We start from the raw sequence: 13,982 nt of genomic DNA on the forward strand, positions 1-13,982 counted from the left end.
GGACCGCCTTCCAGCGGGCCCTCCGGGCGCTTCGTTCTTTCGTGTTTCCAGCTTACCAGATGTTTTCCGCTCCGTTTTCCGGAGTTTCATTCATCCGATTCCCACTGGCGGGATTTCCTGCGAACTTCGTTCCGAAGCTTATCAAAGCTTTCGGAGTGTTCCGTCCGTGGGATTTGCTTCATCGGAGGGCGCGCATTTCGTGAAACGCGCTCGCCTCGATTTCGGCGGTGTCGTAGACACTAACGCCCGGGCCCGACCGTTGTCCAGTCGCTCCCAACCGTTCAAACCTACTAGCCCACCCACACCACGTCAATGGTTTGGTCGGGATGCGAGAAGACTAGCAGGTCAACGGCCTGTTGATCACCACGGCTCAGGCCGCGACGGGCTGCAGGTCCGCCCGGTCGGCCGCGTCCACGTCGCCGAACTCCCCGCTCGCCGCGGCCTTCCGGCCCAGGACCAGCGCATAGGTGAGGAACGCCGCCTCCGCCACGACTCCGATGGAAATGCGGGCCCAGGTCGGCAGGCCGGACGGCGTCACGAAGGCTTCGAGCACGCCGGCCACGGCCAGCACCGTCGCCAGCCCGATTCCCATGCCGATGATCGAGCGGCCCTGTTCCGCCAGTGCCACCGCGCGGGTGCGCGGGCCTGGGTCGATGAGGGTCCAACCGAGGCGCAGGCCGAGGCCGCCGGACACGAAGACCGTGGTCAGCTCCAGCAGGCCGTGCGGGATGAGCAGGCCGAGGAAGACGTCCAGCCGCCCGGCTGAGGCCATCAGCCCGACGCCGACGCCGAGGTTGACCACGTTGACCCACATCACGACGAGCACCGGGATGCCCAGCGCGATACCGAAGAGCAGGCACTGCACGGCGATCCAGGCGTTGTTCGTCCAGACCTGGGCCGCAAAGGAGCTGGCCGGCCGGTCCGAGTAGTACGCCTCGTACTGTCCGCCGGGGCGGGTCAGCTCGCGCAGGTCGTCCGGCGCGATCAGGCTGTTCCGGACCTCGGGGTGGGTGGCCATCCACCAGGCGATCAGCACGGTGACGACCATCGAGACCGCCGCGACCGGCATCCACCAGCGGCGCGCGCGGTACAGCGCGGCCGGGAAGCTCACCGTGTAGTAGCGGGCGACGTCCTGCCAGCCGTTGGTGCGGGCGCCGGTCACCGCGCTGCGGCCCCGCGAGACCAGGCCGGTCAGCCGGCCGACCAGGGCCGGGTCCGGCGCGGCGGCCTGCACCTTGGCCAGGTGGCCGGTGGCGCGCTGGTAGAGGGTGACCAGCTCGTCGGCCTCGTCCCCGTTGAGCCGGCGCCTACGGGCAAGGGCGTCCAGCCGGGCCCACTCCCCCTGGTGGGTGGCGACGAAGACGTCCAGGTCCATTCGGCGGCTCCATGGTCGGCGATGGCGCGAGGCGCGCGTGCGCGGGTCGGGCAGGTACGTACGGACACGTGCGGGCCCAGCATGCCAGGAGCCGCCGCCGCCCCGGCCGCCGGGATCTCACTTCCCGTGCGACCACCGGGCGCCGTATGTTTGCGGCTGCGGATCAGACTGCGGAGAGCGGGCAGTGGGGGCCGATCCACGTGCGCTCCCACCTGCTCGCATGAGCGTGAACGGACAGGTGTCTTGAGCGACCTGGTGACGGGTGAGGCGGTCGTCCTCGACCTGCAGACGGCGAAGCTTCCGAGCAGGGCGTTGGCGATCGTGCTCGACCTGCTCATCGAGTTCGCCGCCCTGTTCGTGTCGACGCTGGTGCTGAGCATCGCCCTGTCCGGCCTGGACAGCGCGGCGCTGGCCGCGACGATGCTCGGGATGACGGTCTTCTTCCTGGTGGCCCTGCCGGTGATGATCGAGACCCTCAGCCGCGGGCGCTCGGTCGGCAAGGCTGCGCTCGGACTGCGGGTGGTGCGCACCGACGGCGGCCCGGTCCGGTTCCGGCACTCGCTGGTGCGCGGGCTGGTGGGCTTCTTCGAGCTGATCGCGATAACCGGCGCCCCGGCCGTGATCACCTCCACGCTGAACGCGGACGGCAAGCGGCTCGGCGACATCTTCGCCGGGACGGTCGTGGTCCGCGAGCGCACTCCGGCCGGAGCCGGTGCGGCCGGCCCGCTGCCCCCGGTGCACCCGCAGCTGCTGCACGACATGGGCCGTGAGCTGGTCGCGATGGACCTGTCCGCGGTGCCCGAGCCGCTCTGGCTGGCGATCCGTCAACTGCTCGTCCGGGTGGGCCAGTTGGAGCCCGGCGTGTCCTTCCGGATGGCCGCCGGGCTGGCCGAGGACCTGGCCGCCCGGATCGGGAACCCGATTCCGCCGGGACTGCACCCGGCGGCCTACCTGGGCGCGGTGCTCACCGAGCGCCAGCGCCGGGAGTGGATGCGCGCCCAGCAGCGGTTCATGGCGGCGGCCCCCGTCCAGACCCCCGCCCCGCACCCGGCCGTCGCCCAGGCCCCCACGGCCGACGGTCGCCCCCACCGCGTCCTCGGCGTGCCCGCGGCGCACGCGCACGCGCCCGTAGCGACGCCCCCGGTAGCGGCCCCGGCACCGGTCCCGACGCCGGCCGCCCCCGCGGCCCCGTCCTTCGTCAAGCCCTCGCAGCCGACCCCGCCCGCTCCCGACGCAGGCTTCGCCCCACCCGCCTGAACCTCACCCGCCTGAACCCCGCCCGCCTGAACCCCGCCCGCCTGAGCCCCGCCCCTACTCCCCCACCGGCCAGGCGTTCGGCGGTGACTGGAGCTCCTCCAGCTCGATCCCCGCCGCCGCCAGCACCACGTCCCCGGCCAGGTGCACCACCTGCTGCTCCCCCGTCTCCAGGTCCGCCACCTGGTAGCGCTCGACCAGCAGCGGCCCCGAGTCCGTCGCGTGGGTGTCCACGCCCTCCAGCAGCCACCCCTGGTCGAAGGTGCGCGGCGCCAGCACCGGCTCGGTGAACGCCACCAGCCGCACCCGGGCGCTCGCCCCTTCCCGCAGCCGCAGCATCCGGGCGGTGGCGACCAGGAAGCCCGGCGAGCGTCCGGCGAAGCCGTGCGCCCGGTCGTGCCCCTCCGCCGCGTGCTCGCCGCCCGGGTCGGCCGCGTCGGTGCGGACCCACGCCACCCCGTCCACCGCGCCGCCGCGCACCTGCCAGCCGCCGGCCCGCAGTTCCATCCGCAACGGCCGGGCCCGCGAGTCCAGCGTCAGGTCGACGCTGCCGATCACCTGCCCGTCGGGCGCGTAGGTCTTGGAGACGTACCGCCAGCCGGCCGCCCCGGGCGCGCAGCTGAACCGCTCCTCGCCGAGCAGCACGTGGTCATGGGTGTCATGGAGCGAGTACCGACCGTTGGGCATGCCCGAAAGCCTACGCACCGGCGTCCGGTGCAACATTCCGGGCCGGTGCCCGCATCAGAGGGTCGGACGGCGCGGGAGACGCGCCGCCGCCACGACGAGAGGGGGTGCAGATGGCGAAGCAGACACGCGACGCGGAGTTCACGGAGTTCGTGGCTTCACGGAGTGGCTGGCTGCGGAAGGTCGCCTATCTGCTGTGCGGGGACTGGCACCGGGCCGACGACCTGGTGCAGGAGACCATCACCAAGCTGTACGTGCACTGGGCGAAGGCGAGCCGCGCGACGAACGTGGACGGCTACGCCCGCCGGACGCTGGTGAACACGTTCCTCGCCGAGCAGCGCACCTCCTGGTGGCGCCGGACGGTACGGACCGGCGCCGATCCGGACATCGCGGCCACGAGCATCGACCTGGACGTCTCGCTCGACCTGCGCAAGGCTCTGGCGGCGCTCCCGCCGCGCCAGCGCGCGGCCGTCGTGCTCCGGTACTACTGCGACCTGTCGATCGACCAGGCAGCCGAGGCGCTGAACTGCTCCTCCGGCAACGTGAAGAGCCAGAGCGCGCGCGCCCTGGAGACCCTCCGCCGCAGTCTCGTTCTCGTCCCGGCCCTTGCAGAGAGGACGTCATGACCGCCACCGATCACCGTGAGCTGAGCATCGCCCTGTCGGCCCTGGCCGACGAGCCGGCCCCGCCCGCGGCCTTCGACATCACCACGTCCATCACCCGCGGACGGGCCCGCCTGCAGCGCCGGTACCGGGCCACGGCCGGCGCGGTGGCCGTCGTGGCGGCCGTCGCACTCACGGCCACGATGCTGATGAGGCCCGGCACCACGGCGCCGGCGGTGCAGACCCTCCCGGCGGCCACCGCGACGCCGGCCCCGACCCCGACCCCGACGTCGACCACCGCCCCGGCCGCCGCCCCGGCCGCCGCCTCGGACCCGCTCAGCACCGAGGTCTCGTACGGCTGGCTGCCCGACTGGGTGGACCAACCGGGCCGGATCGACCGCGAGATCCAGGCCAAGGGCCTCTACTCCGCGAACAAGGACACCGGCCGGAGCATCCCGCGCCTGAACCTCCAGCTCTACCCGGCCGGGGTCGAGCCGCCGTTGAACCCCCAGTCGCCCCCGTACGACATCCACCTGGTGCGCGAGGACGCCCCCCCGATCAACGGGCGGACGGCCTACTGGGCGAACCTGCCGAGCGGGACGCAGACGTGGTCACTGCGCTGGCTGACCCCCTCGGGCCGCTGGGCGGAGCTCGCCGCGAGCAACGGCACCCCGGAGCAGACCGGTCGCGACGTGCTGCTCAGGGTGGCCAACGGCGTCCGGTACGGACACCGGGACGTCCCGCTGCCGGTCCAGTTCACCAACCTGCCCGAGGAGTTCGGAACACCCGACATGGTGCAGCTCTCCCGCCCGGACCCGGAAGGCCGGGGGGCCTGGAACCTCTACCTGAACTTCAAGGTCCAGGGGAAGACCGTCACCCTCGAACTGCGACCGGACACGGACGAGCCCGGCACGATGCCGACCGGGCACCCCAGCCCCGCCCCGACCTGCCAGTCCCGGAACGGGGTGTGGATCTGCGCCGCCGTGTACGGGGGCGGCACGCCGCCGGCCCTGGACGAGATCGGCGGACTGTCCGGGCTGCTCTCGCGCACCGAGCCGATCGGTGTGGACGAACGCAACTGGACCACCGACGTGTTCGTCCGCTGAGAACGACCGGACGGCCGTTCTCAGCGGACGACCGGACGACCGGACGACCGGACGACCGACCACGCGCCGAACGCGCCGGTGGCCGGCACCCACGGGGGGTGCCGGCCACCGGCGTCCGCCGGTCACCGCGTCAGCGGCGACTCACCGCATCAGTAGCGGTACTGCTCCGCCTTGTACGGGCCCTCGACCGGGACGCCGATGTAGTCGGCCTGCTCCTGGGACAGGGTGGTCAGCTTCACGCCCAGCGCGTCGAGGTGCAGGCGCGCGACCTTCTCGTCCAGGTGCTTCGGCAGCACGTAGACGCCGATCGGGTACTCCTCGGTCTTCGTGAACAGCTCGATCTGGGCGATCGTCTGGTTCGCGAAGGAGTTGGACATCACGAAGGACGGGTGGCCGGTCGCGTTGCCCAGGTTCAGCAGGCGGCCCTCGGAGAGGACGATGATGGTGCGGCCGTCGGCCTTGCGCCACTCGTGGACCTGCGGCTTGACCTCGGTCTTCACGACGCCGTCGAGCTTGGCCAGGCCGGCCATGTCGATCTCGTTGTCGAAGTGGCCGATGTTGCCCACGATGGCCTGGTGCTTCATCCGGGCCATGTGCGAGGCCATGATGATGTCCTTGTTGCCCGTGGTGGTGATGAAGATGTCGGCGGTCTCGACCACGTCCTCCAGGGTGGCGACCTGGTAGCCGTCCATCGCCGCCTGGAGCGCGCAGATCGGGTCGATCTCGGTGACGATGACGCGGGCGCCCTGGCCGCGCAGCGACTCGGCGCAGCCCTTGCCGACGTCGCCGTAGCCGCAGACGACGGCGACCTTGCCGCCGATCAGGACGTCGGTGGCGCGGTTGATGCCGTCGATGAGCGAGTGGCGGCAGCCGTACTTGTTGTCGAACTTCGACTTGGTGACCGAGTCGTTGACGTTGATCGCCGGGAACAGCAGCTGGCCGTCACGGTGCATCTCGTACAGGCGGTGGACACCGGTGGTGGTCTCCTCGGTCACGCCCTTGATGGTGGCGGCGACCTCGGTCCACTTGTTCGGGGTCTCCACGAGCGTGCGGTTGAGCAGCTCCAGGATGATCCGGAACTCGTCGTTGTCCGCGGTGGACGGGTCCGGAGCGGCACCGGCCTTCTCGAACTCGACGCCCTTGTGGATCAGCAGGGTGGCGTCACCGCCGTCGTCCAGGATCATGTTCGGGGTCTTGCCGTCGGGCCAGGTCAGCGCCTGCTCGGTGCACCACCAGTACTCCTCCAGGGTCTCGCCCTTCCAGGCGAAGACCGGCACGCCCTGCGGGTTCTCCGGGGTGCCCTCCGGGCCGACCGCGATGGCGGCGGCGGCGTGGTCCTGGGTGGAGAAGATGTTGCAGGAGCACCAGCGGACCTCGGCACCGAGCGCCGTCAGGGTCTCGATCAGCACCGCGGTCTGGACGGTCATGTGCAGCGAGCCGGTGATCCGGGCGCCGGCCAGCGGCTGCGCGGCGGCGTACTCGGCGCGGATGGACATGAGGCCGGGCATCTCGTGCTCGGCCAGCTGGATCTCCTTGCGGCCGAACGGCGCCAGGGAAAGGTCGGCGACCTTGAAGTCACCGGTGATGTCGGTCGACATGCGTCTGCTCCTCGCTGATGGGGTGGGGCACGGGCCGAGGTCCGGATGTGCGGTGCGCATGGCGGGCCGTACGGGTGCACGGCTACGCCGGGGCCGCCGGATCCCGTGGTGGCGGACCGGCTCCCTGCTGCGCAGCACAAACCGTCGGAGGACCTCTCTCCCTCGACCGGCGCACACCCTACGGGTGCGGACCGCCGATCGACCGCCATCAGCAGCGACGTTCTGGCTCTGGTGACGAATCTACACCGATGGCCCCACCGGGCGTCCGCGGATGACTGATTTGGGCGGCCGGATCCGGCCGCCGCCCAGCCGCCGCAAGACCCCCGCCCGTCCCCTGCCCGTCCCCTGCCCGACCGCCGCCGGCCCCCGCCGGACCGGCCCGCCGGACGGTCCGTCAGTGCGCGGCGCCCGGCCCGGGGCCGCCCGGGGTGGCCGCCGGGTCCTCGCCCGCGGCGGCCTTCTCGGCGCTGTAGACGTCCGGCTCCAGGTAGATCGCCCGGGCGATCGGGACGGCGGCGCGGACCCGCTCCTCGGCCGCGTCGATGGCCCGCGCCACCCGGGCGGCGCTGTCCTCCGCGTTGACGGCGATCTTGGCGGCGACCAGCAGTTCCTCCGGGCCGAGGTGCAGGGTGCGCATGTGGATCACCCCGGTGACCGCCTCGCCGTCCACCAGCGCGGCGCGGATCCGCCGCACCGAGTCCTTGTCGGCGGACTCGCCGAGCAGCAGCGACTTGGTCTCCAGCGCGAGCACCACCGCGATCACCACCAGCAGCACGCCGATGCACAGGGTGCCGACGCCGTCCCAGACGCCGTCGCCGGTGATCACGGTGAGCGAGACGCCGAGCAGCGCGAGCACCAGGCCGATCAGCGCGCCGGTGTCCTCCAGCAGCACCACCGGCAGCTCGGGCGCCTTGGCGGTGCGGATGTACTGCACCCAGCCCTGGCCGCCCTTGGCCTTGGCGGACTCGCGCACCGCGGTCAGGAAGGACCAGCCCTCCATCGCGACGGCGAAGACCAGCACGCCCACCGCCCAGCCCCAGGAGTCCAGCGCCTCCGGGTGGTTGACCTTGTGCCAGCCCTCGTAGACCGCGAACAGGCCGCCGACGCTGAACAGCACGATCGCCACCAGGAAGCCGTACACGTAGCGCTCGCGCCCGTACCCGAACGGGTGCTCCTCGTCCGCCGCGCGGCGCGCCCGCTTGCCGCCGATCAGCAGCAGCACCTGGTTGCCGGAGTCGGCCACCGAGTGGACGCCCTCGGCCAGCATCGAGGAGGAGCCGGTGAAGCCGAAGGCGGTGAACTTGGCCACCGCGATCGCCAGGTTGGCGGACAGCGCCGCGACCAGTGCCTTCGTCCCGCCCTCTGTGCTCATGGGCAGAGAGTAGCGGCCTCAGGACTGCGCGGCGGCCAGCCCCAGGTAGACGGCGGCGAAGTCGGTCAGCGCGATCAGGTCGGCCAGCGCGTGCAGCGGGTCCGCGAGGGTGCTCGCGTACTCGGTGAGCCGTACGTCGTGGGCGGCGGCCAGCCGGTGGGCGCGGCGCACGCCGAAGCTGCGCGGCCGGTCGTCGTCCTCGGGCACCTCGGCGGGGCCGTCCTGCTCCTGCCCGGGGTCCGGCGTGCCCGCCTCGGGGACGTGCCGCAGCAGCAGCACCTGGAGGTGCAGCGGGTCGGGCTCCTCGACCCGGTCCCGGAAGAAGTCGTCCGGGTCGGCGCCCGCGCCCAACTGGCCGGTGAACATGCCGCGGTGGGCGGTGAGCACCTGCGGCAGCGCGCCGGTCAGCGCCGGGCGGCCGGCCCGCTCGGCGAGCTGGGCGGCGAACCGGGAGGCGGCGGCGCCGGCGACCGGGCCCTCGGCCCACAGCAGCGGGACCGTCCCGGCCAGCCGGGCGGCCAGGCCCTTGGCCGGGTTGGTGTACGCGGCGGCGTCCGGGCGGCAGCGCACGGCGGCGGTGTCCAGCAGGTCGGCGACGGCCGGCAGCGCGTCGTAGGGCAGCTGGGTGAGGCCGAGCTTCTGGGCCAGCGCCAGCAGCGGGGTCAGGTGGGACCACAGCGCGGCCGGGTCCTCGGCCGGCAGGTCCGGCTCGGCGGCCGGTGCGGCGGGCGGGCCCTCGTCGGGCAGCACCGTGCCGACGTACGGCAGCGGCAGCGCGCGCACCTGCAGCGCGGCCTCGGCCAGCGGACTGCCGGGCGGGGCGGTGACGACGACGGAGCAGCCGCGGGCGTAGGCCTGCTCGGCGAGACCGATCAGGCCCTGCTCGCCGCCGTCGGCGGAGCTGATCACCAGCAGGTCGAGCGGTCCGGCCCAGCCGGGCAGCTGCCAGCCGAGCCCGGCGGTGAAGGCGGGCGGGGCGCCGGCCGCCCGGTCGACGCGCGGGGCGACGGCCTCGGTCGGCGGCAGCGGGACGACCAGGACGGCGGTCCCGGCCAGTGCGGCGAGGATCTCGGCGGCGGTCAGGGCGCTGCCGTGCCCGGCGACCAGGACGGCACGCGGGCGGCCGTCGGGGCGCAGCCGGTCGAGGCCGGCCGCGTCGGCCTGCCGCAGCGCGGTGCGGACCCGGGCGCCGGCGCCTGCCAGGGCCAGCAGGGCGCGGTCGTGGTCGGCGCGCTGGAGGGCGGCCGGATCGTCGAGCAGGGTGTCGTCGAGCATGCGGCGGGCCTCCGGCTGTCCTGTGTGGGCGGCGGGCGCGGGTGGGGCCGGTCGGCCCCGGGGCTGGTCGGCCCCAACAGGATCAGGCCGGGCGGCGGGCCTCGTCCACCAGGAGGACCGGAATGCCCTCGCGGACCGGGTACGCGAGGCCGCAGTCCGCGCCGGTGCAGAGCAGCTCGGGCTGCTCCTCGGTGCCGCCCTCGGCGAGCGCGGCCCGGCACTGCGGGCAGACCAGGATCTCCAGCAGGAAGGATTCGAGCTTCATGGGGGCTCTCCAAAGTTCGGTGGTGGCACGGAGGTGCCCCGGCCGATAGGCAACCCTACCGGCCGGGGCACGGTGCGCTCCGGTCAGGCGCGGTCCGGTCAGGCGCGCACGACGGCGAGCACGCCGTCGCGCAGTTCGGCCATCCGCGCCGGGTCCTTGGCCTCGACGTTCAGGCGCAGCAGCGGCTCGGTGTTGGAGGCGCGCAGGTTGAACCACCAGTCCGGGCCGGCCACGGTGAGACCGTCCAGCTCGTCCACCGTGGTGCCCTCCAGGCCGGCGTAGGCGGCGCGGACGGCGGCGGTGCTGGCGGCCTGGTCGGCGACGGTGCTGTTGATCTCGCCGGAGGCGGCGTAGCGGTCGTACTCGGCGGTCAGCTCGGACAGGGTGCCCTGCTGCCCGCCGAGCGCGGCCAGCACGTGCAGCGCGGCCAGCATGCCGGTGTCGGCGCGCCAGAAGTCGCGGAAGTAGTAGTGGGCGGAGTGCTCGCCGCCGAAGACGGCGTCGGTGACGGCCATCTCCTGCTTGATGAAGGAGTGGCCGACCCGGGTGCGCACCGGGGCGGCGCCGAGCTCGCGGACCACCTCGGGGACGGTCCAGGAGGTGATCAGGTTGTGGATGATCGTCGGCTCGGCCTCACCGGCGGCCTGGGCGCGGGCGATCTCGCGGGCGGCGACCAGGGCGGTGATCGCGGACGGGGAGACCGGCTCGCCGCGCTCGTCGACCACGAAGCAGCGGTCGGCGTCGCCGTCGAAGGCCAGGCCGATGTCGGCGCCGACCTTGCGGACCTCGGCCTGGAGGTCGACCAGGTTCTTCGGGTCGAGCGGGTTGGCCTCGTGGTTGGGGAAGGTGCCGTCCAGCTCGAAGTACATCGGGACGAGCTCGATCGGCAGGCCGTCGAAGACGGTCGGCACGGTGTGGCCGCCCATGCCGTTGCCGGCGTCCACGGCGACCTTCAGCGGGCGGATCGCGCTGAGGTCGACCAGGCCCAGCAGGTGGTCGGCGTAGCCGCGCAGGGTGTCCTGGGCGGAGAGCCCGCCGGGCTTCACGTCCTTGGCCGGGACGGTGACGGTGTCGTCCTCGGCGGTCCAGGACTCGACCAGCTCGCGGATCTCGGACAGGCCGGTGTCCTGGCCGACCGGGGCGGCGCCGGCCCGGCACAGCTTGATGCCGTTGTACTGGGCCGGGTTGTGGCTGGCGGTGAACATCGCGCCGGGCAGGTCGAGCTTGCCGCTGGCGTAGTAGAGCTGGTCGGTCGAGCAGAGGCCGATCTCGACCACGTCGGCGCCGTAGGCCGCGGCGCCCTCGGCGAAGGCCCGGCTCAGCGACGGCGAGGAGGGGCGCATGTCGTGCCCGACCACGATCGCGGTCGCGCCGGTGACCTGCACGAACGCGGCGCCGAAGGCCCGGGACAGGCTCTCGTCCCACTGGTCCGGGACGACACCTCGGACGTCGTACGCCTTCACGAGCTGCTTGAGGTCGCGCACTGCGGCTCCACCCTGGTTCTGTGCTGATCGATACGTCGGGCCACCGACGCGTCCGGTCGACGGATCGCGGTGGTGTCAGACGGGCAGCGTACCCGGGCCGGGCGAACGCACCGTGCGGGGCGAGGCCCAGGAGAGGCCCTAGTTGTCGGGCGAGCGCAGGACCCGGAGGTGGCCGCGGCGGCCGCCCTCGGTGGACTCGCCCTCGGGGACGCGGCCCTGACGGGGGGTCTGCGGGCGGGCGGCCTCGCGGACGGCGTTGGCGAGGGCCTCCAGGTCGTCGCTGCTGCGGCGCAGCGGCCCGGTCTCGAGGGCGAGCCGGACGACCTCCCAGCCGCGCGGGGCGGTGAGCCGCTCGGCGTGCTCGGCGCACAGGTCGTAGCAGTGCGGCTCGGCGTAGGTGGCGAGCGGGCCCAGTACGGCGGTGGAGTCCGCGTAGACGTACGTCAGCGTCGCGACGGCCGGTCGGCCGCACGCGGTCCGCGAACAACGACGTACAGAGCTCACGAGGGTGGACGGTACCGCACTCCCCGCCGGGGAGCGAAGACCGCCTGTCCGGCGGGGGTGCCGTGTCGCGCCCCGGGTGCTCACCGGCGTCCCCCCGCCGGGGCCCCGCCGGGCCGTGGGGGCGCCCCGGGCGCGCCCGCCCGGCTCCTGCCGACCGGCTCGCTCCGGCCGCTCGGACACGCGCCGTCGCACCGGCGATTCCCCCGTCGGAGTGGTCCACTTCCGACCCGCCAAGGACTACTCTCGGCAGTGATATGGACAGCTCCGCACCGCAGTCATCGACAGGCCCTTCGCGCCGCCCCCGGCACCGCGACCGGCACGGCAGGGGGCTGCGCGGCCCGCTGGCCCCGCCCCAGGTGCCGATCTCGCTCACCCGCTCCGAACTGTTCGACGACTACGTGCGCGAGTCGGTGGAGCGGTTGGAGCGGCGGTGGCCGCAGCTGATCGAGGTGGAGTTCGCCGTGCAGGAGGTGCCGCTGCACGAACCGGACGGCGCCGACACCGAGGACGGCGTGCCGCTGGGCCGGGTGTCGCCCGGTCAGAAGGGCCACAAGAGCCAGATCGTGGTGTACCGGCGGCCGGTGGAGATCCGGGCGAAGACCCGGGAGGACCGGGCGGCGCTGGTGCACGAGATCCTGATCGAACAGGTGGCCGAGCTGCTGGGGCTGTCGCCGGACGCGATCGACCCGCGCTACGACGAGGAGTGACCTTCCGGGGCCCCGCGGGGCCCCGGAAGGGCCGGTCAGCGCAGCACCACGCCCGGGTCCTGGGTGGCCTGCGGGACCTGCACGGTGCTGTGGTCGTCGCGCAGTGCCTGGACGGTGAACATCGGCACGTCCTTGGCGGGCAGGGCGAGCATCCGGGCGGCGACCACCGGGCCGCCGGACTCGGTCTCCACGGTGACCGCGAAGACGCCGTTCAGCCCGGCGGGCTCGGGCGCCGGGATGGCGACCGTGCCGCCGGCCGGGAGCTGGACCTCCTTGGTCGCCGGGGTGCCGCCGCCGCTGCCGGCCGAGCCGGTGACCTTGACGGTGGCGGCGTCGCCGGTGGAGGTCAGGAAGACCGTGGAGGCCCCGGCCCGGTTGTCGGCGACGGTGGCGCGGGCGCCGACCGGGCCGCTGCCGGTGAGCCAGGCCGCCTCGCTCTTGCCGTTGCCGCCCGTGCGGTCGACCCGCAACCCGGCCACGATCTTGGTGGGGTGCCGGTCGTCGCTGGGCGACAGCCGCAGCCCGGCGACCTCGTCCCGGGTGACCTTGCCCAGGTCGACGGCGGCCACCATGCCCGCCTTGACGTGGATCGACTCGTTGCCGGCCGGGGTGAACCAGCCGTTCTTGCCGGAGAGCTGGATCTTGAGGTCGGCGTCGTCCTCCGGCGGGGCCCAGACCACCAGCCGGGCCGCGGTGGCATCGGCGGGCAGGCCGGGCATCACCTGGGTGGCGGCCGGCTCGGCCGAGGCGGGGACCCAGTCGGCGCCCTTGGCGCCGTCGGCCGCGTGCAGCGCGGCGCCGATCCGCCCGGAGCGCACCACCACGTGCACGGCGAGGTCGGTGACGGCGCCCTTGCTGATCGTCGACAGCAGGACGGACTGCGAGCTGCCGGGGGCGACGGTGATGCCGTTGGCGGCGTCGTTGTCGATCAGGCCCTTGTCGCCGTACAGCTTGATGTCGACCACGGCGGCGGAGGACTCGGGGTTGACCAGGCTGACGTAGTCGACCCGGTCGCCGGCCGTGCTGGCCCCGGCGAACCAGAAGCTGGTGCTCTCCGGGGTGCAGGTCAGGCCGGACAGGCCGGTGCCGCGCTGCTCGGTGACCACGGTGGTCTGGCTGACGGTGAAGCCGGGGGCGAGCGCGCCGGTGGCGACGGCCCCGGTGCCGGGCGCGGCGTCGCCGTTGCTGGCCGGGCCGGTGGCCGGGGTGCCGGGCTTGCCGAGGGTCAGCTTGGCGTCGGCGGGCGCGGCGTTCTTGTCCGGGGCCGGGGTGGCCGGGGCGCCGGAGCCGCTCGCGGCCGCACTCGGCGCGCCGGCCGGCGATCCGCTCGGCGCCGGGGCGGACGGGGCCGCGCTCGGCGGGGTGGCCGGGGCGGCCTGCTCGGAGAGCCAGCCGGCGCCGCCGGTGGCCGAGCCGGTGCCGGGCGGGGTGTAGGCGGTCAGCGTGGTCGAGCCGGTCAGGCCCTGGAAGGGCTGCGGGCAGACCGCCGCCGTCCGCTCGACCTGCGCGGTGCTCGGGGCGGCCCCGCCGTCCGCCTTGGCCGGGCCGGCCGGCGGGCGCAGCTCGGCGATCCCGAACACGGCCGCCAGCACCACGGCCGCGGCCAGCAGGGACTGGGTGGTCTTCCCCGCGGACCGGCCGGGGGCCGTCCCCGGCGCACCGGCGGGCTCCGCGGCCCCGCCCGGAGCGGCGGAGGGCTCTGCGGGCTGCTCGGCCCGGGCGGCGGACTTCTTCCCGAATGCGGGCTTCTTCATGG

At 73.8% G+C, this 13,982-nt stretch carries 14 protein-coding genes; 5 read left to right on the forward strand and 9 right to left on the reverse strand.

The window, feature by feature from the left end:
* Nucleotides 1–203 (forward strand): hypothetical protein (locus tag ACFC1T_RS34970; RefSeq protein ID WP_375895828.1); only part of this gene is annotated, 203 nt, incomplete at its 5' end.
* A 167-nt stretch (nucleotides 204–370) separates the two neighbouring features.
* On the opposite strand, the gene ACFC1T_RS34975 is transcribed toward ACFC1T_RS34970, so the two are convergent.
* Nucleotides 371–1,375 carry a stage II sporulation protein M gene (locus ACFC1T_RS34975; RefSeq protein ID WP_375895831.1) on the reverse strand — a complete coding sequence of 335 codons (1,005 nt, stop codon included), beginning with the start codon at nucleotides 1,373–1,375 and terminating at the stop codon, nucleotides 371–373.
* Nucleotides 1,376–1,618: 243 nt separating this feature from the next.
* Here ACFC1T_RS34975 and ACFC1T_RS34980 point away from each other — a divergent pair, with 243 nt between their 5' ends.
* Complete coding sequence (locus ACFC1T_RS34980; protein ID WP_375895833.1) at nucleotides 1,619–2,632, forward strand: RDD family protein; 1,014 nt, start codon at nucleotides 1,619–1,621, stop codon at nucleotides 2,630–2,632.
* A 54-nt stretch (nucleotides 2,633–2,686) separates the two neighbouring features.
* Here ACFC1T_RS34980 and ACFC1T_RS34985 read toward each other — a convergent pair whose 3' ends face one another.
* Nucleotides 2,687–3,316 (reverse strand): hypothetical protein, encoded by a 630-nt coding sequence (locus ACFC1T_RS34985; RefSeq protein ID WP_375895836.1) that lies wholly within the window; start codon nucleotides 3,314–3,316, stop codon nucleotides 2,687–2,689.
* A gap of 110 nt (nucleotides 3,317–3,426) precedes the next feature.
* Between ACFC1T_RS34985 and ACFC1T_RS34990 the strand changes: the two genes are divergently transcribed.
* Together ACFC1T_RS34990 and ACFC1T_RS34995 are read left to right on the forward strand one after the other, a co-directional pair.
* Nucleotides 3,427–3,939, forward strand: a complete 513-nt coding sequence (locus tag ACFC1T_RS34990) for a SigE family RNA polymerase sigma factor (RefSeq protein WP_375895839.1) — start codon at nucleotides 3,427–3,429, stop codon at nucleotides 3,937–3,939.
* Nucleotides 3,936–5,021, forward strand: coding sequence for a hypothetical protein (locus tag ACFC1T_RS34995; protein WP_375895841.1), 1,086 nt, complete (start codon nucleotides 3,936–3,938; stop codon nucleotides 5,019–5,021). The genes ACFC1T_RS34990 and ACFC1T_RS34995 overlap by 4 nt, the downstream gene beginning before the upstream one ends.
* A gap of 149 nt (nucleotides 5,022–5,170) precedes the next feature.
* Here ACFC1T_RS34995 and ahcY read toward each other — a convergent pair whose 3' ends face one another.
* The 6 genes from ahcY to ACFC1T_RS35025 form a co-directional block, all read right to left on the reverse strand.
* Nucleotides 5,171–6,619: an adenosylhomocysteinase gene (gene ahcY, locus ACFC1T_RS35000; protein ID WP_375895843.1), complete on the reverse strand. Its 1,449-nt coding sequence runs from the start codon at nucleotides 6,617–6,619 to the stop codon at nucleotides 5,171–5,173.
* A 394-nt stretch (nucleotides 6,620–7,013) separates the two neighbouring features.
* On the reverse strand, nucleotides 7,014–7,991 hold the full coding sequence (locus ACFC1T_RS35005; protein WP_375895846.1) for a cation diffusion facilitator family transporter: 978 nt from the start codon (nucleotides 7,989–7,991) through the stop codon (nucleotides 7,014–7,016).
* Between the two features lie 18 nt (nucleotides 7,992–8,009).
* Nucleotides 8,010–9,266, reverse strand: coding sequence for an SIS domain-containing protein (locus ACFC1T_RS35010; protein ID WP_375895847.1), 1,257 nt, complete (start codon nucleotides 9,264–9,266; stop codon nucleotides 8,010–8,012).
* Nucleotides 9,267–9,348: 82 nt separating this feature from the next.
* Nucleotides 9,349–9,531 carry a Trm112 family protein gene (locus ACFC1T_RS35015; RefSeq protein ID WP_375895850.1) on the reverse strand — a complete coding sequence of 61 codons (183 nt, stop codon included), beginning with the start codon at nucleotides 9,529–9,531 and terminating at the stop codon, nucleotides 9,349–9,351.
* A gap of 98 nt (nucleotides 9,532–9,629) precedes the next feature.
* Nucleotides 9,630–11,015, reverse strand: a complete 1,386-nt coding sequence (locus ACFC1T_RS35020; RefSeq protein WP_375895853.1) for a phosphomannomutase/phosphoglucomutase — start codon at nucleotides 11,013–11,015, stop codon at nucleotides 9,630–9,632.
* Nucleotides 11,016–11,153: 138 nt separating this feature from the next.
* Nucleotides 11,154–11,603, reverse strand: a complete 450-nt coding sequence (locus tag ACFC1T_RS35025; RefSeq protein ID WP_375895855.1) for a DUF3499 domain-containing protein — start codon at nucleotides 11,601–11,603, stop codon at nucleotides 11,154–11,156.
* A 170-nt stretch (nucleotides 11,604–11,773) separates the two neighbouring features.
* On the opposite strand from ACFC1T_RS35025, the gene ACFC1T_RS35030 reads away from it, so the two are divergent.
* Nucleotides 11,774–12,226: a metallopeptidase family protein gene (locus ACFC1T_RS35030; protein ID WP_350509617.1), complete on the forward strand. Its 453-nt coding sequence runs from the start codon at nucleotides 11,774–11,776 to the stop codon at nucleotides 12,224–12,226.
* A 35-nt stretch (nucleotides 12,227–12,261) separates the two neighbouring features.
* Here the strand turns inward: ACFC1T_RS35030 and ACFC1T_RS35035 are convergent, their stop codons facing one another.
* Nucleotides 12,262–13,980: a DUF5719 family protein gene (locus tag ACFC1T_RS35035; protein WP_375895857.1), complete on the reverse strand. Its 1,719-nt coding sequence runs from the start codon at nucleotides 13,978–13,980 to the stop codon at nucleotides 12,262–12,264.
* Between the last annotated feature and the right edge of the window lie 2 nt (nucleotides 13,981–13,982).

It is taken from the genome of Kitasatospora sp. NPDC056076 (genome assembly GCF_042266305.1).
In the GTDB taxonomy this organism is placed as follows: Bacteria; Actinomycetota; Actinomycetes; order Streptomycetales; family Streptomycetaceae; genus Kitasatospora.